Raw genomic sequence first — 22,955 nt, 5'->3', positions numbered from 1 at the left:
GGGAATGGGCCTCTGATATCCCGGACAAGGCGGGGCCCGACAGTGCGGCACGGCGTGGTCACTGAACAGTTCGCAGAGGCTCCGAGCGCTACGGCGACGTGCGGAACACGTATGCCGTCCTCCATCCCGTCCAGCCCCGGCGACGCCACACCAGTCGGGCGCCTCGCCACAGTGCGCCATTTACCCCGACCGCAGGAACAGCCGGGTCGTCTTCGCCGTGGGCCCGAAGGTCGACTAGCTAGAACACCTATCCGCGGAGCCCGGCACGGATGCGGCGAAGCCGGATGGCCGGGAGCTTCTCGCGAGGTCAGCTGAGTGTGATGGTCTGGGTGACCGAGGGTGGGTCATGGCGTTTGAAGATCCAAGTGAGCCAGCGGTCGCCGGATGTACGGACCTCGATCTCGGCCACCACGTTCAGTCGGACGGCGCCGGAATGGGCCCGGGAACGTGCCAGGACTGCCAGCAGACCATCTGTGGTCAGAGGGATTTCGCGGGCGCTGGTCACAGTGAGACGCCAGCCTGCTTCAGAGGTGCCGGTCCCGAAACTCTCGAGGGCCACCTCGGTCTTGGTGAGCTTGGATTCCTCCGTGCGGGGCGTTAGCTCGGCGCTCACCGCGGAGAACAGCGGATCGGTCAGGGAGCCGCCGAACGCCGCCTTCGCCGTGGTCACCTCGATTGTGGAGGCGCGTTCGGCCGGATCCAGCCGGACGAAGAGAGCTTCGTTCGGTGCTTCCTCGGCGATCATGATGAGGTCGGCGGAGACGAAACGGCAATCCCGGTCCGGGAGTAGCGTGAGGGACAGCGGGAGGAGGGAAAGCGTGTGCGCTGGGGATGGGTAGGCGCGCTCGAGGTCAGTCAAGGTCGCAGCGTCGAGACGTCCGGCGGGATCGGTGAGGGGCTGGTGGCCAATCGAGATACGGTTGCGCCGGCCGCGGACGGTCTCCCAGACACTGGTGCCCTCACCCGAGCGCAGGGCGGTCTGATCAATCGGCTCCAGCTCAATGATCTCTTCGTTACTCATGCGTTCCTTCCGTCGGACAGCTTCGGGCAGCCCACCAGCCGGAACGCCGCCCACTCCTGTGCTGGGCGTTTTTTGGCCCAGGAGCGCTGGGTTCGACTGAGGGCGCCCGCCAGATCGAGGTGCCCGTCACCTGCTGTGCGCCACAGATCTTGGTAGAAGTCGAGCATGAATCGTTGCGTGGCAGAGTCGTCGATCTTCCAGAGGGAGACAAGGACGGCCGCTGCGCCCGCCGCCAGCACCCCGCGGGCCAGACCGAGGTAATCGGTGGGTGAGGGATGGCCGAGGCCTGTCTCGCAGGCGCTGAGTACGACCAGACCGTTAGTGATCCGCCAATTGACGAGGTCTCGCAGCGACAGGATCCGGTTACGATCGGGCGCGCTGGACCGGGTTGTCAGCAATAGGCCTGAATCGAGCGGGCGTTGGGCGTCGAAGAAGCCGTGGCAGGCGAAGTGCACGACATCGGCGCTGTTCATCGACTGATTGATTTCATCCTTGGGCAGCGTCCGTCCCGACAGGCAGCGCCCGCCGTGCGCGATCGCCAGGGCCCGCGCCTCGTCGGGGAAGGCGACACCGATTGTCAACAGCCTTGGCCACGCGTCCTCCGGATGAGCTCGCGATCGCCCGCGCAGCGCCGTGAACCCGGTGAGGCTGGGTGTGTGCACCACGTTGAACCGGCTGGCGAGTGTCCCGCCGCCGGGCAGGGGCACGGCATGGACGGGCAACTCCTGCAAAGCGGAGTCCAACACCACGACCATGACTCCCTGGTCCGGCAGCCGCGGTGCAACGGCGGCGAGGAGCGGTTGGGACAGCCGAATCCATGACTGCGATCCGTGGCCTTGGAAGAGGTGGACCTCGCGGCGAAACACGCGCAGAAGTTTGTCCAGGTCGATGGCGGACATCCCAGTGGGGACAGCACTGGGTGCTTCCCTGAAAGGGGGCCGGTGCGCGAAGCAGAAGATCTGCCCACTGATCTCACCGAGGGCCAGCACGCCAGCGAGGTCGGTGACATCGGCAATATCTGGTCCGGTTGTCCCTTCGGGCCGTACCAAGTCGAGCAGGTCGCCGAACGCCGGGGCCTGCATAGCGTCCCAAAGCTGAAAGGCCTGAGCGGTTCGGCCTCGCTGGAGGAGACGGCCGATCGCCGAGTGGAGATGCGCGGTCATGTGATCGGCCAGCGCGATCCGCATGACGTCGAAGGAGAGCTTGCTGCGCAGCTCCTTCCAGTCGGCGAGCAGCGCGGGAATGAGTGGAGCGGCTCGCTCGTCCCAGTTCTGGGCGAGTGCGATGTCGAGTAGGACCATGCGGCAGTCGGTGATCAGCCGTTGCTGGGACGTGCGGTTCAGTGCTGCTGTAAGTGCACGTTCCGCCAGCTCCCAGGCGTCCGTCGGGTACCTCTCGGCGAGAATCCGGGCGGACTCGACCAGGCCGATGATGGTGATCTCCGCGCTGGCGGCCCGCTCCAGGCTTGCAGTCATGTCTGCGAGGGTGCCGCGAGCGGCCTCGTGCTCACCACGATTGACGAGGGTCAGGGCTAGGTGGAGATGCTCGAAGGTCCATTCATTGCTCGCGAACTCCGAGGTCACTGTGGGTTCAAGCCCGGCCAGGGTTTCCCGGACGTCCTCGGCGAACGTCCGGCCACGCAGCAGGACGGCTGATACACGTATAGCGAACGCGGCGAGGTCCTCCATGCCGACTTCGAGGAAGCCACGGATGGCCTGCTCCATCTCCGGGACCGCTGCCTCCGGTCGGGCAAGCAGGATCAGGGACTGCGCCAGGTTGAGCCGGTTGAGTGCGGCGGTGGCTAGGTTGCCGCAGCGTTCGGCGACGTCTATGACGAACGTGTAGTGCTCGACTGCCAGGTCGGGGAGATCGAGCTGGCGCAGGGTGATCGCCAGTCGGCTGCGGATGTCGGCTTCGCCATCGAGGTCGTGCACTGCCCGGGCGCAGACCGCACCACGTTCGAAGTGGGCGCGCGCTGTTTCGAAGTCCCCGTTGAGTCTGACCAGCCGACCGAGGATTGCTCGGGCGGCCAGTTCGATGCTCGGATCGCTGAGCTCTTCCGTAGCGATTGCCAGGGCTCGCTCTGCCAGCTCGATGCCGAAGGCGAGGTCCCCTACATGGTCGGCAAGGTCCGCCGCGACGAGGGCCGCGAATGCGCGTCTGCTTGGTGAGTCGATCACCGGCAGGAGTTCGTCGACGATGTCGAGGAATCCGAGGATCTCTGCGTCGATGAAGGGGTCGTCTGGGTGGGCATGGCCGAACTCAGGGAGAAGACGGTGGACCCGTTCGAACTCGGCTATTGCAGCTGCGGAGCTGATGCGTTCTTTGCGTCGCCGTCCCTGTTTCAAGCGCTGCCACACAGACGGCCGGCGGGGCGCAGTCTCCTCGTCGCCGACCGAGTCATCGTCGGGGAGCATGCCGAGGCCTCGTGTGATGGTCCCGATGGCTGTATTAGGGTCGTCGTCGACTTGGAGGTGGCCGAGATTGAGCAGGGTTTGACCTTGACGTTCCGGGTCGTGGCGAGACTGCTCTAGGGCAGCCTCGAAGTACTCTCGGGCCGCAGTCCGGTCGCCGGCGGCCAGGCTGACCCGGCCGAGTCCCATCAGGATTGGCCACTGGTCGGCCAGCCCGCTGGAGAGCCGGGCCATGAACAGGGCTGTTTGCCAGGCATTGGCGACCTGCTCGTTATCACCCCGCGCGGCATGTGCGTTGCCAATCAGTACCCATTTCCTGACAGATGCGCTGCTTCCGGGTGAAGGGAATAGATCGGCGAGCAGGGAAAGTGCTTCGTTAGTGCAGTCGTCCGCTATGAGTTGCTCGGCCCAGTCCATGTGGCGGTCCGAGTCGGAGGTGCCGAAGTCTGCGGATGGGAAGGACTCCAGTCTTTGCATCATCGCGGCGGCCTCTGCGTCGTTGCCGAGCCGCTCATGGACGACCACCAGTGACAGGAGCGCTTCGTCAAGCCAGGGGTCGCCATCTGGCAACTCCTCGACGGCTGCGCCAAGCGTCCCAGCGGCCCTCCCCAGATGCCCAGCGCCAAACTGCGCGCGGCCGACGAGCATGGCGGCGTGCGGATCCCGCCCTGCAGCGGCCAGCGCGGAGCGCACCGTGACCGCGATCACCAAGCCTGTTGGGGCGTCGTTGCGTATGAACCGCCAGACCAGCTGGATCAGTCTGTCTGTCTCCTCGGGCGGCACCACGACCCCGGCGGCCAATTCTGCCGCCTCCTCAGCGTTTAGTGATTGGTCCTGCCGCATCTCCGCGAGGTCGAGCAGCTGTCGGATGTGCTCTGCTTGTAACGTCTCCCATTCAGCGTCGACCGCCACCGGATCGCCCGCTATGACATCCAGAATCACCCGCAGCCGAGCTGCAACAAAGAATCTCCCCTGCCGTTGCAGGGCCTCGGCGACAAGCGCGATCGTCTGCCCGACCTCCTCGAACGGTGCATGCACCACAGCCTGCCGAACCTCCTCCGGCGAACCCAGCGTCAGGAGGTACTCGACGAACTCGGCGTCCCCGGCCGGCGGCTGTGGCTGCACCCGGTCGTAGCCGGGATGGTCCTCCAGATCCGCTGTGCTCATGATCTCTAAATAGAGGGGGTCGAGCTCCACCGTCGGGTCAGACCGCTTGGCCAGGTGGTAGTGCAGCTTGGCTTCTTCCGCCTTCCCCTGCCGCTGGAGCACCCTGCCGAGCATGTGATGCAAATCGGCCGACATCGAAGTATGGGAGTAGAGCGCCACCGGGAGGTAGCGCGTGATGTAGCCAGGGTCGTCGTTCAGTGCCCGCCGCAGCCAGTCCTCGGCCTGAGCCCAACGGCCGAGCTGTTCGAAAAGGAACCCGACCTGCCCAAGTGTGACCGGGTTCTCCTCCTCACGAGCCAGCTCCAGAGCCTCCGCAAGTGCCTCCTCGAACCGCTGCTCGCCCGCCAGTTCCGCAATCCGCTCAGCACGCGACCGCCCCATACCGCCAATCTATCTGTAGACGGACACGCCGTACTTCGATGGGAACATTTGTCAAAACGCTGATAACTGATGACCGTGCTGTACAGCCTTGTGCCGGATGTTTCGGGCGCCAGGGCAGGCTCCTGTTTGGTCGCTCCCCTGAGGCCAACTCCTCCTGCGGGGCCATTTGGCTATCGACAGGTCAGGACCGCTGCGTAGGCGTTGTCCAGCCCAGCGATATGCCGCCAGGCGTCGGCGGTGTTCTGATGGATGCCGAGCAGGCGACTGACGACCACGGCAGGTAGTTCAGAGGCCAGCTCGACCAGCGCGGTGCTCCGTGCCATCCGCGGCCGGACACCGACGGCGTGCAGTCTGCGCATCACCTGGCTGCGGCTGAGGGGCCGGCCCGGGTATCGGCCGGGGAACAACCAGCGCTCGGCCGCAGTGGCGGCCGCCATGGCGTCGGCGTGGAGGGCGCGCAGGAGTTCGTCCAGGGGCGGGGGCATCTGGGCTGGGATGCTTCCGAGCCGGAGTGCCACCGCGTCGGCGGTGACGTGTACATCGTCGGTAGTGAGTTCTGCGATGCGGTGGGGCTGCTGTGCGAACAGCAAAGCGAGCAGGCCCGTGGTCTTGTCCACGATCGGGATCTCCTCGTCGTGGATGAGGCGACTGACCAGGCTCCAGCGCACGTCTTGGGCGATGAGTTGGCCGGTGAAAACGGGAGTGCCGAGGGGCACGCCCAGCTGCCGGGTGTGACCCTTACGGGTGGTCCAGACGAGGAAACCCTGCACGCGCGGCCCGCGGGCGGGGTTCTCGTCCAGCCAGGCGTCGATGAGGTCCTGGGAGCATGCGCTGAGCGGGATGTTCTGACTGCTGAGCCAGTTGAGCAGTTGAATCGCCTGCGTGACGTAGGCGCGGGCACCGTGGACCTGTCCGTGGGTCACACGGCGGCGTCGCGAGACGGTGCGCAACCGGCGCAGCAGATGCCAGGTGGCGTACGCGTGCAGCACCTTGCGGCTCTCTGGCTCTTCGACCTCTGCGATCTTGCCCGGCAGCCAGCGCTCGAAGGTAGAGAGCCGCTCGTCGCGTGGCGGCAGGGCCCCGCCGACGACGAGGTGCATGCGGAGGTTCTCGACGACCTTGGGCGGGCGGAGCTGATCCAGCGTGTTGTGGGTGACGGGTCCGTGACCGGCGGCAAGAGCGTGCAGGATGGTTGCACGGCCCGGTCGGCGGGTGAGCCAGGCCAACAGACTGACGGGCTGCTGCTGCAACAAGGCGTGGAACACGGGCTCAAGATCGGGACGCATGCGGCCGTCGACGCTGAGCATCTCGTGGAGTCGGTGGCGCACTGCGCATCCAGGGCACAGACCACGGTGGTGGAGCCGCGTAGTCGTACCGCATTCGCGGCAGGGTTGGCGTTTTGCCGGGTGCTTGTTCCAGCAGGTTCCGCACAGTCCGTCGCCGTTCGGCGTGCGGACGTGGATGCGCATGACTCGTCCGCACACGGCGCACGGCTGAGGCGTGGCACCGCACCCGGTGCACATCGGGTCTCCATCCGCCATTCGGTAGCTGACGATGTGCTCACGTCGGCAGACGACACACACCTCGCGCTTGCGTCTCTTCCTCTTGCACGAATCACACAAGGGCGCGTCGGTGGCGGCGTGGATGCAGGGGCGCTCCTCGCCGCAGTCGGAGCAGACCGGTAGTCGGGAGCTGGTGGCAGCGTTCGCACAGCAGCTGGTCGCCGTCCCGGGCCTGGATGTACCGACGCTCCCCGCACCTCGAACACACCTGGTGAGTAACGGGGTTGTGGTACCGGCAGGAGTCGCACAGAGGACGGCCGTCGTGGGTACGGCCCATCACCGGACGTGTGCGTCCGCAGCGGTGGCACGGCTCCGCGTCCAAGGCCCTGCGGCAGTCGTAGCAGCAGCGGATCCCGTCACGAACGTTAGAGAGAGGAACGTTCCGCCCGCACTGCGGGCACGGCGGGACCACCAGGTTCGCGGCGCCGCGCTGTTGGAGGGCTTCGATCAGCGGCAGGGTCTTCGCGGGGCCGTATGCGCCCTGGCCGGTCAACAGGTCGGGAATGCCCTCCAGGGCCCACAGAAGTTGCCGCTGTCTGGCTCTGACCGGTTCAACGGTGTGAACGGAATCGGCGATGGCCTCGTCGGACATCGCGGGGCTCACCTGCTGGATCAGTCGGCACATCGACTCCACCGGATCGGCGCCGCCATCCGGTGGGTGGAACCGGCAACGCGGGCGTCCCTGGCGGTCACGCGTGCATACTTCCGGCCGGCCGCAGATGGCGCACGGATTGGCACGGTGCCACTGGCGGTCTGCGCATCGTCCGCAGATCCGAGCGTCACTGCCCGCAGCCTTGCCCCTCAGACGCCGGGGCTGTCCGCACATTCCGCAACGCGGTGGCTGGACGTGCTGAGCACCGCGCTTGCGCAGGGCACGGACGAACCGTTCCACGACCTTAGGGGACTCCGCCCGCCCGCCCGTCAGCCAGGAGGGGTCCTGCTGGAGCAGCGAGGCGAGCTGCCTGCGCTGCGGGCCGTAGCGAAAGGTGTCGGCGACCACCGTCTCCACCAGGTCCTGGTCAAGGTCTGGCTCGATGGTGCGGACCACTTCTGCGATCACGGATTCCGGCTCGACCGCGTGCCGTGGCAGAGACACGTCCACGGACTACTCCTCGGTGGGGACGATACGGGCGCGCTTGGGCCGGAACTCTCCAACCCCTGCGGCTGGTCCCGCTGGTGCGCTGTCTGCGCTGCCCGCGGTTGCCGTCTTGCGGCCGGAGGCTCGGACGGTCACCGGTTCGATGAGGTCGTCCATCGAGCAACCAAGGATGTCGAGCAGGGCCATGAGTGTCTTCAGGCTCAAGCGCTCGGGACGTTCCACGACCAGCCGGTAGACCTGGCTGGGCGACAGGTCGATTCCTCGCTCGGCCAGCAGCGGGCGAAGGTCGGTGGTGGAGTACATGCCGCGGGTGGCCATCACCTCCCGCAGATGCCACCGGTAGTCCAGGTCTACTGTCACGTCGTCTCCCTACTGGCCGTTGTGCAGGGCCTTGTCCAAGACCTTGCGCATCATCGTGTTCATGAAGTCGCTGCTCACGCCGGTGTAGAGCGCGGTTGTCGAGGCAAAGCGGTGCCCCACCTGCCGCTGGACGAACGCCGGGTCCGCGCCGTCCTCAATCTGGTGGGTGACGTGGCTGTGCCGCAGGCAGTGCGGCACAAGATCGGAATCTAGGCCGAGAGCATCGCGGTACTCGGCGAAGCGGTCCTCAATCTCCCGGGCCTGAAGCCGACCGCCGCGCTCGGTCGGCCACAAGGCCGCTCCGGCTGAAGCCCGGTAGCGGGGACGGATGTTGGCGACGTAGTCGCCAACCGCGTCCACGGCCCAGGGCATGACGCTGAGGACCGTCCGTCGCTTCGGCGGCGAACCCTTCGACCTCTTGCCGTACCGGACGTGGAGGGATCCGAACCGGCCCAGTTCCGGGGCCTTGGAATTGCGGTACCAGTCGGCGAGATCGAGCTTCGACGCCTCCGTGCACCGCAGCCCCCACCCGTAGATGACCTTGTAGACCGTGGCATCCCGGTAGGCGGCAAGCGCCCCCTTCCGGCCGAGCTTGATAGCGCGGTCGACCTGAGCGTCGGCGTAGTCGAGAAAGAGCTGGATCTCCTCCCGCGTCATCGGCCGCCGGCTCGCCTCCCCCTCGTAGTCAACGAGATGGGCAGCGGTGTTCCACTCGTGGCAGATCTGTACCGGGTGCGTGCCGAACCGCAGTTCACACTCCTGCGGCCACTGGTAGTGCGGCGAGGTGATGTAGTCGCAGAACAGGCGCACGGCCGTCTGATAGCCGCGGATCGTCGACTCCGCACGGTGGAGCTCCGCCATCAGGTACGTCGTCCACTCGTCCATGACGGCGGCCGACCAGTTCCACGGATACGCCTCGGCGAAGTCGTTGAACTGCCGCACCACGCGCAGCCGGTCGTTGATCGTCTTCGGCTGCAGACGCCGACCTCCGCGCTGCTGACGCGTCCAGCCCTCCAACATCGCCTCGAACACGGCGTCTTCGGGGTGCAGCAGCGTCACGCCGTTCAGCAGCACTAGCCGGGCGGAGCCCTCACTCAGGTCGGTCGTTGTCACGCACCCCTCTCCCGCTAGGTGCGCGAATCATGCATCAAATGAACGATGTCTAGCAAGAGTGCAGGTCAGAAGCCCGCTACCAGCCCTTACAGGAGGTAACTTGATGCCGCAGATCCCCAGCTCGGACGACTCCGAATCGTGCATCGGACGCAATTCCCCGGGGTTTCGGTGCACTAGCCTCTGGGCGGAGCGCGGCGCGCACCACCTGGTCCTCGAGGACGTCCAAGAGCTCGCCCTGCCCGTGCCTGCCACGGGCGCGCTTCCGGCCTGGAAGCCGACACTGGACCTACTGGCGCAGGTGTTCCAGCAGCTGCCCGACTTCCGGCCGTGACCGGCACCGGACGCAAGAAGGAGAAGCAGCCGTTCGAGCCGGGCCTGATCCCGGCTCCTGGCGAACTTCTCGTCTGGCGCCACGGCCAGCACTTCGACCGCTGGCAGGACCTCCCCTGCACGCTGTGCGGCCAGCCCACGCCCATGCGCTCCCATTCCGGCGAGCCCGTGCACAAGGCGACTGGGGCAACGCAACTCCTACCCGAGCCGCGCCCAGGCAGTGGCCGCGCTCGTTCGGAACAGGGACGCCCGCCAACTTGCCGGACCGGAGGCGGCTCTCACGGAGGCGCGACCTGCCCGCCTCCGCCGTGACGGGGCAAGGGCGCGCGGCGCGCGCGATGCCCCGCGCCCTTGGGTGACACTGCGGCCGGTTTCAGCCGTGCGGGTGATCAAGCGGTGTGTGCGGTGGTCGCTGCCGTGGGGATGCCGTGGGCGGTGACGATCCGAGCGCTGCCTTCCGCAAGCTGGTAGGCGAGGCCGACGACGCCAGTCTGGCCGGAGGCTACCTGGTTGGCCAGGACGCGGGAGCGGTCAAGGAGCAGGTCCGCAGTGTGCTGTATGTGGGCGTCGATGAAGTCGCTGTCCGCGGTGAGGCCGGCGGCGCGGGCCGCGAGCACGCTGGGGGTGACGCGTTCGACGACGTCGCGGACGTATCCGGCGGCCGGCAGCCCGTCTTCGACGGCGGCGCGGGCGGCTGCGACGGCGCCGCAGGAGTCGTGTCCGAGGACGACGACGAGGCGGCAGTCAAGGACGCTCGTGCCGTACTCGATGCTGCCAAGGACTTCCGGGCCCAAGACGTGGCCGGCGGTCCGTACCACGAACAAGTCGCCCAGGCCCTGGTCGAAGATGATCTCAGCGGCCAGGCGTGAGTCGGAGCAGCCCAGCAGGACCGCGAAGGGCTTCTGGGCCGGGGCGAGTTCGGCCCGCCGCTCTGCGTCCTGGTTGGGGTGCTGTGGGGCCCCAGAAACGAAGCGCTGGTTGCCGGCGAGCAGGGCGGCGAGTGCCTGAGCAGGAGAAACAGGAGTAGATGCCATGACGGCAGCGTATGAGGCGGTCTGCTGAGGCGCGCGATCAGGGTGTGACGCATTGCTCATACGCCTTCGCTAGGACGTTCGACATCGCGCCCCTGACACGGCAGCTTGCCACCCGCGAGGGTTTGGCGTGCTGCCGGGTCCTGGCAATCAGTGTCACCTCCCAGCGATCACGGGGACGGCCGTCCAGGGGGCAGCGGTGGACACCGCCGCGACGCATGCGAGCCACCGGGTGCTGGATACGTATCCCGCACGTGATCCGGCCACCTGCCCTACACCCTGTCTGCACAGCACCGTCACCTTGCGGTCGACATCTGTGTAAGCTCCTGGCGCTCCATTCGCACCACTGAGGGGGGATTCCTCATGCGTACCCGCTACGCTCTGGCGGCCGTCGCCACCGCCGCCCTGACCGCCGTGCTCGCCGCCGCACCGGCGCACGCCACCGAGTACAGCTCCGCCCTGAAGGTCAAGGGCGTGCAGTACAACGCGCCCGGCCCGGACTCCAACCGGTGCAGCGGCGGCAACACCAAGGACGAGTACCTGACGATCAAGAACTACTCGAGCAGCACGACCGTCAATCTCAAGGGCTACGTCGTCAAGGACGCCGCCGGTAACCGTTTCACCTTCCCCGCCAACCACTACCTGCAGCCCGGCGACTATGTGAAGCTCCGCGGCGGTCACGGCACCGACTCCGACGCCAACAACGTCGTCTACCGCCAGAACTGCAACTTCATCTGGAACAACGATAAGGACACCATCTACCTGTACAAGGCGTCGGGCGCCCACGCCGACACCCACTCCTACACCAGCGCCGGCTCCGACCCTGATGGCAACGGCTACATCACCTACCACGGCTGACCCGGCCCGCGTCGAAGCCGCCTGTCACACGGCCGGGGACCGTTTCTGCGGTTACGGCGGCTTGCGGTCGTCGCTGGCTGCTTCGACGCGCTGAGGTGGCGGTAGCTGGGTATAGTGCTCGCACGACCTCTTACTCAGGCGCAGGGCCCCACCGATGCTTCGGTGGGGCCCTGTTTTTGTGCCGCGGTTAGGCGACCTGGAGCTTGGGCTGGCCGCCTACGGCAGGCGGGACCGCGCGGTAGGCCGGCAGTTTGAGGTTGGGCAGGTCGCCGGCTTTGATGCTGGCGATGGCGGCCCGGAAGGCGGCTTCCATGTCGTGGTGGCTGGCGTACTTCGCGGCCAGGGGGTGAAGGCGGTAGGAGTTGCCCCTGCCGCGGCTGCCGTCCTCGTTCTTCGGGCGCAGGACGATGTTCAGCTCGCACAGAGGGGCGATGAGATTGCTGATGGCCTGCGGGGTGACGCCGTACTCGGTGGCCATGTCCTTCTGCCGCACGGGGAGACGGCCGCCGAAGTCGGAGCGGTACAGCAGGTACTGCAGGAGCTTGACCGTGGCCCCGGAAACGGGCAGGGCCCAGATGCGTTCGGACACGACCGGCGACATGACCTCAGCCATCAGTATCCCTTCCTCGTACGGGCCAGCAGAGCGGTTGGTAAATGGGTATCACCCTGTACGCCTTCCCGTTCCATAGTGCGGGTTCTGCGTAAGGTCGAGGTCCAGCTCCTCTTGGCGGATGTCGGGTCCGATGGCGTGGGGGAAGGCCTCGGGATCGCGGCCGTGCTGGACGGCGATCTGCTCGAGGACAGCGTGCTGGGCAGTGCTGTTGCCGTGGAACCACAGGCGTACGTTCAGCTGGATCAGACCGTTGCCGAGCTGCTCTACCCACTTGTAGCCGACCAGGGCCTTGATAGCGCGATTGACCGTGGAACGGGTGATGCGCTTGCCGTCCTCCCTGGCAGCGAGCTGGTTGAGGCCGTCAGTGATCTCCTGCTGCGTGTACTGGGCGATGCCCGTACCACGTTGCTGGCCGCCAGCGACGTAGAGGAACACACACAGCTGAGACTTGGTGATGGAGTTGGCTACAGCAAGCTGGGCCAGGAGCTGGGTGAACCAGTTCGAGGCCAGGCTATAGCCGGCGTCTCCGGCCATGTCGTGGACGGCCGTGCGGTCGGGCTCGTACTCGAACGTGACGTTCTTCAGCTTGCGGCGGCCGCGGGGATCAGCGCTCTGGGTAGCTTCGCCAAGTTGCTCTCCGAGGACCTGGAGCAGGTCGTCGAAGCCCGCGTCCCCCGATGCGGCGTCAGGGACAGCTCGGGGCTGTCGACGTGCTGGTGGATCAGATGTCACAGGACCTCCCTTGATACTCAGGCGATCCAGAGACTAGCCCAAAAATCAAGCACGGCTTGTCTTTTGACGCATCGGCGCGCCGAGAGGCAGCACTGAAGGCCCACACAGCTCCGAGGCGATCAGAGAGTCAACTACAGCTTGATTTTTCTGGTCGACACGCACCGCGAATCAAGCCCTGGTTGATTTCCTGTGTCCCTATCGCGGCACATTTCCCACGGGCCCGACCTCGTCGGCGGGCGCGCTCGCAAGCTCGCTGCAGGCCCGTGACCTGCAGCGTTTCCCGCCCTGGAAACTCCCGAAAAAATCAACTACAGCTTGAGTTTTGGCGTCAGATGTGTCCGCCGCATTGACATCCCGGAGCCTCAAATGTGCTCTCTGGAGCACTACCACTCTCGCAAAGTCCCAGGTCAGAGAGGTGAAGGCGGGCGCTCCTCTTATTTAAGAGCACACCCGACGCTGCACGTGTCCGCACACGGTTCGATGCGACGGCACACAGGCGGTCGGCACCGCACGTTGACAATCTGCTTCAACCGACTGCCTACCCACCACTCACCTGCACCACCGAACAGCAACTTCCACAGTGGCGCAGCTACCTGCCGGCGAGCGGAGGTACCGTCACCTCCCACTCTGGCCAGCCACGCTTCCGCTCTTTGAATCGTCACGGCAGTAACCACCCGAGACTCGGCACCGCTGTTGCTGTCCACTGCCTGCAGAACTCGACGGTGCCGCACGCGAAGCGAGCCCAGCCAGTGACGGCCCCATCCTTGGCACCGTGCAAGAGGAGTCGCCTGCCACGTGCTGTCCGCGGCAGCACTTATCCGGCCTTCCGCTGAGCCATTGTCAAATCTCGTGGGTGGACGGCACCTGATGGAGAGGCGGCTGCCGCTCGGCGATGAGGGTCGGCAGCTCTCGCATGTCGTAGAAGACGGTGGTGTCGCGGCCTTCGAGGCGTTCGGCCGAAGTGAGTCCGCCAGCGTAGCCGAAGGCTCGCATGCCGGCGGCGCGAGCAGCGTGGACGCCGGGCTGGCTGTCCTCGACCACCACGCAGGCTTCGGGGTCAACGCCCATCTGCTGAGCGGCGTGCAAGAAGAGGTCCGGGGCGGGCTTGCCGCGAGAGACTTCGGTGGAACTGAAGATGCGGCCTGCGAAATGTTCGTAGAGCCCGGTGCGGCCGAGGGTGTGCCGCATCTTGTCGTGGGAGCCGCTGGAGGCGACGCACGTCGGCAGGGTGAGCGCGTCGAGTGCTTCCGGCAAGCCATCGACGGGGGCAAGCTCAGCGTCGACCGCCTCCCGATGGAGCTGCTCGAACCTCTGCGACCAGACCGCGGCCGTGTCCGGGCCGAGCTGAGCGGCGACCTGCTCGTGGATGGCGGCGTGCGAGCGCCCGATGAACCTGTCCACGACCTCGTCCTCGGTCAACGGCCAACCCAGCTCGGCTCCGAGGGCCACCTGGACACGAGCGGCGATGCGCTCGCTGTCGACCAACACGCCGTCGCAGTCGAATATGACGAGTTCAATGGGCTTGATCATCCCGGCAGCATAGGCCCTGCTGCTCACGCTGCGGAGGCTTCCTCGCGCTCGACCAGGACGCCATTCGTGAACCTGGCGCCGGAGCGGACCAGAGCAACAAGGGAGGCTCCGGTGATGGCACGCCAGCGTTCCTGAGCGGACTCGACCAGCCGTTGGCCCACGACTCGGTGGACTCCCGCAGGCCCTCGGCCAGCGCGATCAGCTCCTTCGTGCCGTTGAGCCGCACCCCGAGCAGGACCAGCACGCAGCTGTGCGCGTGACCGAGCCTCACCATGGTGGTCCACCTTCTGGTCGGTGGAGACGAGGGTGTCGGTCGCGACAGCGGGAGCAATGCCGGGTGCCGCGACCACCGACCGCAAACCGGATGGGCCGAGGGTCGCCGCCCAGGCGGTCACCCGCGAAGTCGGACGCATAAGGGCGCCATCGTCTTGCGCCAGCGCGACAGCTGGACCCTGACCGCTCCCGGCGCGACGTCGGTTTCACGTGCGATCTCCTCGACGGACAACCCGACCAGGTGATGCAGCACGATCGCCCGCCCTTGCTCGTAAGGGATGCGCCGCAGCGCGGCGACGATCGCCACGTAGTCAGGGCTGATCGGGGATCCCATCGGGTATGCCGTGGCGGCGGTGGGCCGTGAGCCGGTTGACCGCCTTCCGCCAGACGCTCACCCTGATACGGCAGGCGCACCCAGGCCTCTGGTCCGCGTAGCCGGATACTTTCTCCCAGTTCTGCCAGGCCCGTCCGAAGGCTTCCTACGGACGCTTATGAGGCTGTCCTGACAACCGGTGTCGAGGTCCCCGCCGGGAACCTCGTAGGGAGGGTGAAGGCGTACGGCGTGGGGCCCTGCTCGCGCAGGTGAAGGAGGCGCTGTTCGGCCTCCTCCACCGTCGGGCGGTGGCCGACCGGGACCCACCACATCGTGGCCATCGCCTCGTCGACCCGTTCGAAGAACTCATAACGGCGGGACATCATTTCGCGGTGCCGCCCTTGATACATGAACGCGGTCAGAGCGTTCACGTCCCGCCACACCGACATGTTCACCAGCATCCAGTCGTCGTCGAATACCCGCAGGTCGCTGGCGTCATCACCGTAAGCGCTCTTGAGCCGCCAGATGAATCCGTCGGCCTCGTCGGCGACCGCGTTGACCGGGTCGAGCGCGTCCACGAAGGGCTTCAATTCCACTGAGTCCAGCGGAAACTTGAGGCGAGCGATGTTCACCTGGGCGAGTTCGTGTGCAGTCATGGCAAGGCCCGGCTTTCTGGGTGGTTGGCGTACGGCTGTGAGCCTTCCAGTGCCAGCTGCCCCACAGGAGTGGCAGAAACGACGAGTACACTGGAATTCCTGCCATCGTCCTCGACCGCGAAGGGACCATCTGATGCTCCGCGATGTCGCCGTCATCGTCCTCGAGGGCGCACACGCCTTCGAGCTGGGCGTCTTCTGCGAGGTCTTCGGTATCGACCGCAGCGGCGACGCGCTGCCCCGCTACGACTTCGCCCTCGTCTCCGCCACCGGCCAGGACGTGCCCACGCGGCACGGTTTCGAAGTGCGTGCCTCGCACGGCCCGGAGCGGCTTGCCACCGCGGACCTCATCTGTGTCCCGGCCTACGACCTGCGCGTACGCCAGTCCGACCGCCTTGCCGAGGAACTGCGTGCCGCCGTCGAGCGCGGCGCCCGCGTCCTGAGCATCTGCACCGGTGCCTTCCTCCTCGGCCAGGCCGGCCTGCTGGACGGCCGGCGCTGTACCACCCACTGGCAGTACACCGAGGAACTCGCCCGCCGCCACCCGCAGGCCCGGGTCGAGTCGGACGTGCTCTATGTCGACGAGGACCCGATCATCACCGGGGCCGGCACCGCCGCCGGCGTCGACACCTGCCTCCACCTGATCCGCAAGGAGCACGGCAGTGCCGTGGCCAACGCCATCGCCCGCCGCATGGTCGCACCCCCGCACCGGGAAGGCGGCCAGCGCCAGTACCGCGAACGCCCCCAGCCCCGGGAGGGCACCGGCTCACTGAGCCCCGTCCTGACCTGGATCGAGGCCAACCTCGACCAGAACCTGACCGTCGAGGCAATGGCCCGCCGCGCCCACCTGTCGCCACGCACCTTCGCCCGCCGCTTCCAGCAGGAAGCCGGAACCACCCCGCTGCAATGGCTGACAGGACAGCGTGTCCTGCTCGTCCAGCACCACCTGGAGACAACCGACGACCCGATCACCGCTATCGCGCGGCGCAGCGGCTTCGGTACTGTCGAGAACCTGCGCCACCATTTCGTCCGACGGCTGGGAATCACACCTCAGGGCTACCGGCGCACCTTCCGCGCCCCACACAACGAGTGATTACATATTCAGCAGCGGGGCCGAGTCGCTGTTGGCCCTCGTCGTCATCGTCGACCTCGATGCCGGAGTAGTCGGCCGCCGGACGGTGCTCTGACGATGCGGCAAGCACAGGGATCCGGCGCCCGAGAGGGACGGGGGTGATCAGGCCCTCGGCCGCCGGGCGCGGTACCAGGCAGCGACCCGGCCTGGAGCTTGGTGTTGTTACTTGGGTCCAACCGCGTACGGTCTACCGTAACGGCGAAGGCACCAGCCCTATACACCACGTTTTGCCCTACTCAGCCTGTCCGGACAAAGAAGAGCCACCGCAGCACGGTCCAGACGAGCGCAGCCACCAGCGCCACCGGCAGCGAGCTACGCCACTTCAGCATGCCCCCCCGTCCTGCGGGACCTGGTCAAGTCCTGCCTGGCAAAGGAGGCGGCCCTGCGCCCCGCCCTGCCCGAACTGCTGGAGCAGCTGACCGGCCTCGACGGGGACGACCCGGTGAGCGCCCTCTCCCTCGCCGACACGGACTGGCTGCCCACCCCCGTCGCCCGCGAGCTGCGCACCCGGCTGTCGGCCCCGTGCCCGCCCCCGCGTCACCGGCTGCGGTTCCGGCGCCGCCCGAGTCCGCGCCGCAGCCGGAGTCCGTTCCGTCCACCCCCTTCGAGCTGACCGAGCAACCCACCCCGTCCGAGCCGCCCGAGACCACCGCCACGGTGACGCTCAGGCCAGCCGCGGCGTCCGCCTCCGCCCCCTTCCGGCCCACCCGTCGGCACCTCCTGCTCGCCGTCGCCGGTGTCACCGCCGCCGCAGGAGTCAGCACGGCGATCGCGGCGGTGGCCGAGAGGTACGACACGGACAGCAACCCGCTGTCCGGCCATGGGGGCAAGGCGGCATTGAGGTGGACCGTCTCCCTCCCCGCAGACATCACCGGGCCACCGACCGTGGTGAGCGGCCTGGTCTACGCCCTCGCCGAGGGTGGACGTGTGCGGGCGCTGGACGCCGCCACCGGGACACAGCGGTGGTCCGCCGACATCGGTTCCGACGGTGACGCTTCCTGCGCCGGCGACACCGTGTACGCGGTGGACGCGGCCACGGGCAAACGGCGCTGGACGTTTGTGGTCGACGGCTCGCTGGACCCCACCCTTCCCACGCTGGTTGGCGGCATGCTGGTGCTGGGTGGCATGCGGTGGGACGACGAGAACAGGGTCGACACCACCACCGGCAGGGAGCGTTGGAAGATCCGCACGCCACACGCGCTGCGCTCCCTGACGGCGGTCGGCGGGCTGATCTACGCCGGTGTGATACAGGATGCTCTGCACGTGCTGGACGCCGATACGGGCAAACAGCAGTGGTCGTTCCGTACCGGCAACGGCACCCAGAAGACGGTCACGTTCAAGGTCGGCCGGAGCCAGATCAGCACGGTCGACGCCGGGAGGAAGCACATGACCGTGGTTCGGAACGGCAAGACGATCAAGACCATCCCGATCTCGTCCGGCAGCCCCGAGCACCCGACGTACAACGGTCAGATGGTCATCTCCGAGAAGTTCCGGCACATCCGCATGAACGCCGCGCGCGTCGGCCTCACGAAGAAGGACGGCAAGCCCGCGTTGAGTACGCCTTCGAGGTCGGGCGCTTCGGCGCTGTCATGTGCGCGAAGTACAAGTGCTGCTGCCCGAAGCGTCCAGAAGAGGAGTAAGCAGGACGCACGGTCACGTCCACGAGAGCTCATGACGGGAACGCTGGCGAGCATGGCCGACGTCCTGGACGTGGTCGTCTGTCCCCGGGACAGCAGCCGGTGGTGCCCTCCGGACAGGCAGCAGGCGCAGACGATCATTCACCGTGGTGCTCTGGTCGTTGCGCGAGCCAGTGGCGAGTCGACTGCGAACGGTGCTCATCCCGACAGCCGCTCCAACCTCTTTCGCTACGCCGTAGGGAAACGCCTGTCGGCCACCAATACAGCCTGCTCCCAGACGCACCAGGCACCACTGCATCCCGTTCGCATATCCGTCACCGTGACCGCTCAGCGAATGGTGCCTCGCCCTGCCAGTCCTGATGTCCGGCGCCGACCTGCGGGGCGGAAACAGGTTCCAAGGCAGCTACGGCGATCGGATATCGGGGAGTGGTGACGTCGCGTACGGCGTAAGTGAGGAACGCGTTGGCGGCGGCTTCGTTCGATGCGGGAGGCCATGTCTGCCACCCCACCATGGTCTCGCGGACGGCCTGCGTGACGGCGTGGGCGCTGCACCAGGTCGTCGTAGGGCTGCCACTCCCCCGCTTTCCATACGGCCGGTGAGGACGACGGGGCCGCGCAAGGGGTAGAGAGGCATGCCGCGCCAGGCGCTCGCCAGGGCCCAGGCGGCAAGGCTCTGACCGAGCCCGACCACTTGGCCCTCACCGTGCAGGTGCAGGAGTGCGCGGCGGTGGTAGACGGCCTGGTCCACGGCTCCGCTCGTTCCGACATGCTCGCGGATCGCGGAGTGCGCATCGAGCACCGGCAAGGCGAGTTCGGTGAGCGTGATGTCAGGGCCGATGCGCACACTGCTCGCATTGAGTTCTCCTGGCCGGTTCTGAGGCGGAGATGCGTATCGAGCAGGTGCGCAGTGCGCAGGCCGCCCGCAGGGTTCGCAGGTCCTGCGCAGTGATCAATCTGGCTGCGCATTGGGTGCCTGATCAGGGGTTTTACCGATTGCGCATCCTGCTTGGGGCTGACCGGGTTCGGATTCGGTCCGGCTGCTCTCTACTGCTGCGCAACGGCGTGATACCGGGTGAGCGCGTGCCAGCGCCGCTCGAAGTCTTCAATCTGCTCAGTGATCTGGACTGACGTGAGTGGCTTGTTGTACTGAGCGGTGATCCCGCGGGCTGCGCAGTCCTGCGCAACGGCGTCGGGCGAAGGCGCTTCGGTGCGCACGCGGTGCTCCGCCCAGACGTTGTAGGTGCGGAACTGGAGCGGGTAGCGGCGCAGCGTAGAGGGGCTGACGGGCTTGCCTCCTCGGCCGAGCATCCCCTTCTTCGCGAGGAAGGCGGACAGCTCATCAGGGGCAGGTTCGTCGCCGTGCTGAGCCTGATACTCCATCCATGCGAGGTAGTAGCGGTCGACGACGGTAAGGCCACCTCCCCCGGCGGGGTCCTGAGGCGAGGGCTGCTCGTCGACCTTGGCGTCGATCCTGGGGCCACGCTGCTCCTTGGCCGCATGGGCGCCGACGGCCGCGGTCTCTTGCTCAGCCTCCGGATCCGGCCCGGGCCCGGTCCCCAGTTGATCACTGGGATCAATGTCGGCCTCGTCCTCGGCAGACTGAGCGGCGTCCGGTCCGGCGATGCCGTACTCGCGGTCTTCGAATGCGGCAACATAGGTCTGCATCTCGGCTGCGGTGACGGGCTGGCCGGTGGCGCCTGTGATGCCGTCGCGCTCGTAGACGTATCGGGCAAGCGCGGCAGCATCGGGAGAAGAACCGTGCTCTTGGGCGTACATGAGCCAGGCGTTGTAGAAGTAGTCGCCCCACGTCAGTTCGTCGTCCGAGCGGTGACCGTCTTCGGCACCGGTTTCAGCTTCTTCTCCGGCGGAGGCCGCTTGACGCCGCTTGAGGACCTGCAGCAGCGGCTCCAGTTGCTCGTCCAACAGCGGCCCGCCGGCAGCGGTGGCGATGCCGTACTGATCTTGGAGCCAGCGAGCGAATTGCGCGCTCGTGGGTTCGAATCCAAAGGCAGCGAGCCAGGCCTGGTAGGCGTCGGCGAGATGGTGGACGCGCCCTTCGTTTCCCCCGTCTGGCCGGTGCGATGGGCCGGGGTCTGCGGCTGGCGCCTGCTGCATCGGCTGAGGCTCGGCGTCACTCAGCTGCGCAGGCTCCTTCTCCTGCTTGGCGGTGGCCTCGGGTATGGGGCTCTGCCGCTGCGCCGGCACCGAAGCCCGTTCGACAGTGAACTGGATGGGCGGGTCGTCAATACCTGCTGCCGCCAGGCCCGCGGGGGCCGTTTCCGCGAGGGGGACGCCGTAGCGGGCCAGGCGCAGGGGCATCAGGGACTCGACCGGGGCCTTGCGGCGCCAGGCGCGGCCGAAGCGGGAGCGGAGGCGGGCCTGGTAGACGAGACGTTCCTGCTCCAGCTTGATCACCTGGTCGTAGGAGCGGAGCTCCCAGAGCTTCATACGGCGCCAGAGCAGGAAGGTCGGGAGCGGGGAGAGCAGCCAGCGGGTGAGCCGGACGCCCTCCATGTGCTTGTCGGCCGTGATGTCGGCGATCCGGCCGACCGCGTGGCGAGCGGCCTCGACCGCGACCACGAACAGCACCGGGATCACCGCGTGCATGCCCACGCCCAGCGGGTCCGGCCAGGCGGCGGCGCCGTTGAAGGCGATCGTCGCCACCGTCAGCAGCCAGGCCGTCTGGCGCAGCAGCGGGAAGGGGATGCGGATCCAGGTCAGCAGCAGGTCCAGGGACAGCAGGACGCAGATGCCCGCGTCGATGCCGATCGGGAACACGTAGGAGAAATTCCCGAAGCCCTTCTTGATGGCCAGCTCACGGACGGCCGCGTACGAACCGGCGAAGCCGATACCGGCGATGATCACGGCGCCGGCCACGACCACCCCGATCAGGATCCGGTGGGCCCGGGTTAGTACCGGCCGCGCGCCGTTCCCCACCGCAGTCACGTCTGTTGCCACTCCCTTGCCGTGTCATCTCTTCGTGAGCAGCTCTCACACTCGCACGACCCGTCCTGCGTTGGGGCTACTTGCCGGACGCCTACGGCAAATCGTCAACGAAAAGTGATCAGACGATGGCGACCGCAGCGCTGACTCTCCTAGCAACACCAGAAGATCAACTAGACGGTATGGTCATCTGCACACAGAAGGAATCTTCCTGACACTCCACGCGAGTTGCTTCTTCTCGTACCGACCGGGGGAGTGATTGCGGCGCAATCACTCCCTACAGCACCGACCCGAGTTGTCAGGCCGATAAGCTCGCGTCCGCGTCAGTCCCAGCACCCTACGGAGAAGCCCATGCCTCACAAACCCGGCCTCAAGCGAGACCTTGCCGCCGAAAGGGCAGCACGTAAGGCCGCCACCCAGCAGGCTCGCCTTGTGCCGCAGGGACTGCCGACGGTGCGCCCCGACCAACTGATGCCCAGCCCCGAGAACGGGCGCAAGAAGCTCCTGAAGATCGACGAGCTCGCAGACACCCTGCGGACCGACGGCATGAACACGGCCATGACCGTCATCCCGCCCGACGTCTACGTAGAGCTATACCCCCAGCACAAAGAGGCCGTTGAAGCACGAGTCGCCGAAGGGATCCTCTTCGTCGTCCACCACGGCCACCGGCGACTGGCCGCCGCCTTGAAGGCCGGCCTGCCAGAGGTCCCGATCCTCGTCCGCCGCGAGGTACCGAGCCTGCGCATCGCCGCCATCCAGGAAAACCTCCAGCGGATGGGCCTCAACCCCATCGAGGAGGCTGTCGAGTTCCAAGAGGCCCTCGACGAGAAGGACGAAGCAGGAAAGCAGCTCTCGCAGCGCGAACTCGCCAAGCGCGTCGGCTGCTCGCAGACCTACGTCTCCCACCGCGTCGCACTGCTGCGTCTTATCCCCGACTTGCAGAAAGCGGTCATTGACCACTGGCTCAAGGAGCAGCAGCTCCTCGACTCCGCCCAAGAACCAGGCAGTACAGACGCACGCCTGATGCTGCCCGTGCGTGAGGCAGCAACCGTCTACTCCCGTCTGCGGTCAGACTTGCAGCAAGCCTTCGTCCGCGGCGAGCTGACCGCAGCACAGGCAGCCACGGTCAGCAAGCTCCCAGCCGATCAACAAGCACTCCCCGTGGCTGAGCCTGCTGATGATTGCGCCGCAATCACCGCGGCAGAACCGACGCCCCCATCACTGCCAGAGCCGCGCGCCAGCGAGCCTCCGCAGCACACAACAACGCCGATGACACCCGGACCGAAGGCGCCCGAGCGTGAAGCACCTCAGCGCATCGCGGATACGCCAGCCACCCCGACGCCCGCACCGCAAGCCGAGGTTGCAAGTGCCTCCGTAGCGACTGCTGAGGACCCGCGAGGCGTGATCGTAGTACGCAGTGTCGAGGAGCTGGCGCTCCGCATCATGGACCTCCTGAACGAGTCAGAGATCGAGGACTTGAAGGCGCTGCTCTCGTCCTGACACCTCCCCCTAGTCGTCCCACCAGCCCCGAGCGGTGGGGCGACTAGTTTTTGTAGCGCCTTCCCCTGTAACCTGCGCCCCGGTATCGCATCGCCTCCGAGGTCTACTACCGACGCACGGCATCGTCCTTGGAAGGCCCCCGATTGCGGCGCAATCAACTCGCGCCATCGACACCACTACCTCGGGCGGCAACGTCAGAGGGTGGGCCGCCGCTACGGCCGTCGACCCACCGCATCTGCGTTCGTGCGCCCTGTTACATATCGCGCGCAAACTCTCACTGCCAAGTGATTGCG

Annotated in this window: 17 protein-coding genes; 5 read left to right on the top strand and 12 right to left on the bottom strand. The window is 66.8% G+C overall.

What is annotated here, in order from left to right:
• Nucleotides 1-307: 307 nt before the first annotated feature.
• The 6 genes from ACZ7L0_RS27620 to ACZ7L0_RS27595 all read right to left on the bottom strand — a co-directional run bounded on the left by ACZ7L0_RS27620 (nucleotide 308) and on the right by ACZ7L0_RS27595 (nucleotide 10,481).
• On the bottom strand, nucleotides 308-1,021 hold the full coding sequence (locus tag ACZ7L0_RS27620) for a hypothetical protein (RefSeq protein WP_471245264.1): 714 nt from the start codon (nucleotides 1,019-1,021) through the stop codon (nucleotides 308-310).
• A complete protein-coding gene (locus ACZ7L0_RS27615; RefSeq protein ID WP_471245263.1) occupies nucleotides 1,018-4,983 on the bottom strand; it encodes a CHAT domain-containing protein in 3,966 nt (1,321 codons plus the stop codon). Before ACZ7L0_RS27615 ends, ACZ7L0_RS27620 begins: the two co-directional genes overlap by 4 nt.
• A gap of 170 nt (nucleotides 4,984-5,153) precedes the next feature.
• Nucleotides 5,154-6,290, bottom strand: coding sequence for a hypothetical protein (locus ACZ7L0_RS27610; protein WP_471245262.1), 1,137 nt, complete (start codon nucleotides 6,288-6,290; stop codon nucleotides 5,154-5,156).
• Nucleotides 6,291-7,650: 1,360 nt separating this feature from the next.
• Nucleotides 7,651-8,004: a helix-turn-helix domain-containing protein gene (locus ACZ7L0_RS27605; RefSeq protein ID WP_471245261.1), complete on the bottom strand. Its 354-nt coding sequence runs from the start codon at nucleotides 8,002-8,004 to the stop codon at nucleotides 7,651-7,653.
• Nucleotides 8,005-8,013: 9 nt separating this feature from the next.
• On the bottom strand, nucleotides 8,014-9,117 hold the full coding sequence (locus tag ACZ7L0_RS27600) for a tyrosine-type recombinase/integrase (protein ID WP_471245260.1): 1,104 nt from the start codon (nucleotides 9,115-9,117) through the stop codon (nucleotides 8,014-8,016).
• 719 nt (nucleotides 9,118-9,836) lie between these two features.
• Complete coding sequence (locus ACZ7L0_RS27595) at nucleotides 9,837-10,481, bottom strand: carbonic anhydrase (protein WP_471245259.1); 645 nt, start codon at nucleotides 10,479-10,481, stop codon at nucleotides 9,837-9,839.
• Nucleotides 10,482-10,841: 360 nt separating this feature from the next.
• On the opposite strand from ACZ7L0_RS27595, the gene ACZ7L0_RS27590 reads away from it, so the two are divergent.
• The gene (locus ACZ7L0_RS27590; RefSeq protein ID WP_471245258.1) at nucleotides 10,842-11,336 is read left to right on the top strand and encodes a lamin tail domain-containing protein; all 495 of its coding nucleotides are present in this window, start codon (nucleotides 10,842-10,844) and stop codon (nucleotides 11,334-11,336) included.
• 187 nt (nucleotides 11,337-11,523) lie between these two features.
• On the opposite strand, the gene ACZ7L0_RS27585 is transcribed toward ACZ7L0_RS27590, so the two are convergent.
• From ACZ7L0_RS27585 to ACZ7L0_RS27565, 5 genes are all read right to left on the bottom strand, one after another.
• On the bottom strand, nucleotides 11,524-11,949 hold the full coding sequence (locus ACZ7L0_RS27585; RefSeq protein ID WP_471245257.1) for a hypothetical protein: 426 nt from the start codon (nucleotides 11,947-11,949) through the stop codon (nucleotides 11,524-11,526).
• Between the two features lie 48 nt (nucleotides 11,950-11,997).
• The gene (locus ACZ7L0_RS27580; RefSeq protein ID WP_471245256.1) at nucleotides 11,998-12,681 is read right to left on the bottom strand and encodes a hypothetical protein; all 684 of its coding nucleotides are present in this window, start codon (nucleotides 12,679-12,681) and stop codon (nucleotides 11,998-12,000) included.
• 840 nt (nucleotides 12,682-13,521) lie between these two features.
• A complete protein-coding gene (locus ACZ7L0_RS27575) occupies nucleotides 13,522-14,211 on the bottom strand; it encodes an HAD family hydrolase (protein ID WP_471245255.1) in 690 nt (229 codons plus the stop codon).
• Between the two features lie 391 nt (nucleotides 14,212-14,602).
• Nucleotides 14,603-14,791: a sigma factor-like helix-turn-helix DNA-binding protein gene (locus ACZ7L0_RS27570; RefSeq protein WP_471245254.1), complete on the bottom strand. Its 189-nt coding sequence runs from the start codon at nucleotides 14,789-14,791 to the stop codon at nucleotides 14,603-14,605.
• 182 nt (nucleotides 14,792-14,973) lie between these two features.
• Nucleotides 14,974-15,453 carry a DUF3291 domain-containing protein gene (locus tag ACZ7L0_RS27565; protein ID WP_471245253.1) on the bottom strand — a complete coding sequence of 160 codons (480 nt, stop codon included), beginning with the start codon at nucleotides 15,451-15,453 and terminating at the stop codon, nucleotides 14,974-14,976.
• A gap of 133 nt (nucleotides 15,454-15,586) precedes the next feature.
• Between ACZ7L0_RS27565 and ACZ7L0_RS27560 the strand changes: the two genes are divergently transcribed.
• From ACZ7L0_RS27560 to ACZ7L0_RS27550, 3 genes are all read left to right on the top strand, one after another.
• The gene (locus ACZ7L0_RS27560) at nucleotides 15,587-16,543 is read left to right on the top strand and encodes a GlxA family transcriptional regulator (protein WP_471245252.1); all 957 of its coding nucleotides are present in this window, start codon (nucleotides 15,587-15,589) and stop codon (nucleotides 16,541-16,543) included.
• 481 nt (nucleotides 16,544-17,024) lie between these two features.
• Nucleotides 17,025-17,195: a hypothetical protein gene (locus ACZ7L0_RS27555; protein ID WP_471245251.1), complete on the top strand. Its 171-nt coding sequence runs from the start codon at nucleotides 17,025-17,027 to the stop codon at nucleotides 17,193-17,195.
• Nucleotides 17,196-17,359: 164 nt separating this feature from the next.
• Nucleotides 17,360-18,652 (top strand): outer membrane protein assembly factor BamB family protein, encoded by a 1,293-nt coding sequence (locus ACZ7L0_RS27550; RefSeq protein WP_471245250.1) that lies wholly within the window; start codon nucleotides 17,360-17,362, stop codon nucleotides 18,650-18,652.
• A 611-nt stretch (nucleotides 18,653-19,263) separates the two neighbouring features.
• Here ACZ7L0_RS27550 and ACZ7L0_RS27545 read toward each other — a convergent pair.
• Complete coding sequence (locus ACZ7L0_RS27545; protein WP_471245338.1) at nucleotides 19,264-21,102, bottom strand: DUF2637 domain-containing protein; 1,839 nt, start codon at nucleotides 21,100-21,102, stop codon at nucleotides 19,264-19,266.
• Between the two features lie 411 nt (nucleotides 21,103-21,513).
• Here ACZ7L0_RS27545 and ACZ7L0_RS27540 point away from each other — a divergent pair, with 411 nt between their 5' ends.
• Nucleotides 21,514-22,662, top strand: a complete 1,149-nt coding sequence (locus ACZ7L0_RS27540) for a ParB/RepB/Spo0J family partition protein (protein ID WP_471245249.1) — start codon at nucleotides 21,514-21,516, stop codon at nucleotides 22,660-22,662.
• The last annotated feature ends 293 nt before the right edge of the window (nucleotides 22,663-22,955 follow it).

It is taken from the genome of Streptomyces sp. NPDC039424 (genome assembly GCF_055639495.1).
Note: the sequence above shows the minus strand (reverse complement) of the source record. Positions and strands in the feature narration are given on the sequence as shown.

Excerpts from the sequence above, each read along its gene's own strand:
- ACZ7L0_RS27590 (WP_471245258.1), top strand. The coding sequence starts at position 10,842 with ATGCGTACCCGCTACGCTCTGGCGGCCGTCGCCACCGCCGCCCTGACC.
- ACZ7L0_RS27595 (WP_471245259.1), bottom strand. The coding sequence starts at position 10,481 with ATGGCATCTACTCCTGTTTCTCCTGCTCAGGCACTCGCCGCCCTGCTC.
- ACZ7L0_RS27610 (WP_471245262.1), bottom strand. The coding sequence starts at position 6,290 with ATGCTCAGCGTCGACGGCCGCATGCGTCCCGATCTTGAGCCCGTGTTC.
- ACZ7L0_RS27565 (WP_471245253.1), bottom strand. The coding sequence starts at position 15,453 with ATGACTGCACACGAACTCGCCCAGGTGAACATCGCTCGCCTCAAGTTT.
- ACZ7L0_RS27575 (WP_471245255.1), bottom strand. The coding sequence starts at position 14,211 with ATGATCAAGCCCATTGAACTCGTCATATTCGACTGCGACGGCGTGTTG.
- ACZ7L0_RS27585 (WP_471245257.1), bottom strand. The coding sequence starts at position 11,949 with ATGGCTGAGGTCATGTCGCCGGTCGTGTCCGAACGCATCTGGGCCCTG.
- ACZ7L0_RS27620 (WP_471245264.1), bottom strand. The coding sequence starts at position 1,021 with ATGAGTAACGAAGAGATCATTGAGCTGGAGCCGATTGATCAGACCGCC.
- ACZ7L0_RS27615 (WP_471245263.1), bottom strand. The coding sequence starts at position 4,983 with ATGGGGCGGTCGCGTGCTGAGCGGATTGCGGAACTGGCGGGCGAGCAG.
- ACZ7L0_RS27560 (WP_471245252.1), top strand. The coding sequence starts at position 15,587 with ATGCTCCGCGATGTCGCCGTCATCGTCCTCGAGGGCGCACACGCCTTC.
- ACZ7L0_RS27540 (WP_471245249.1), top strand. The coding sequence starts at position 21,514 with ATGCCTCACAAACCCGGCCTCAAGCGAGACCTTGCCGCCGAAAGGGCA.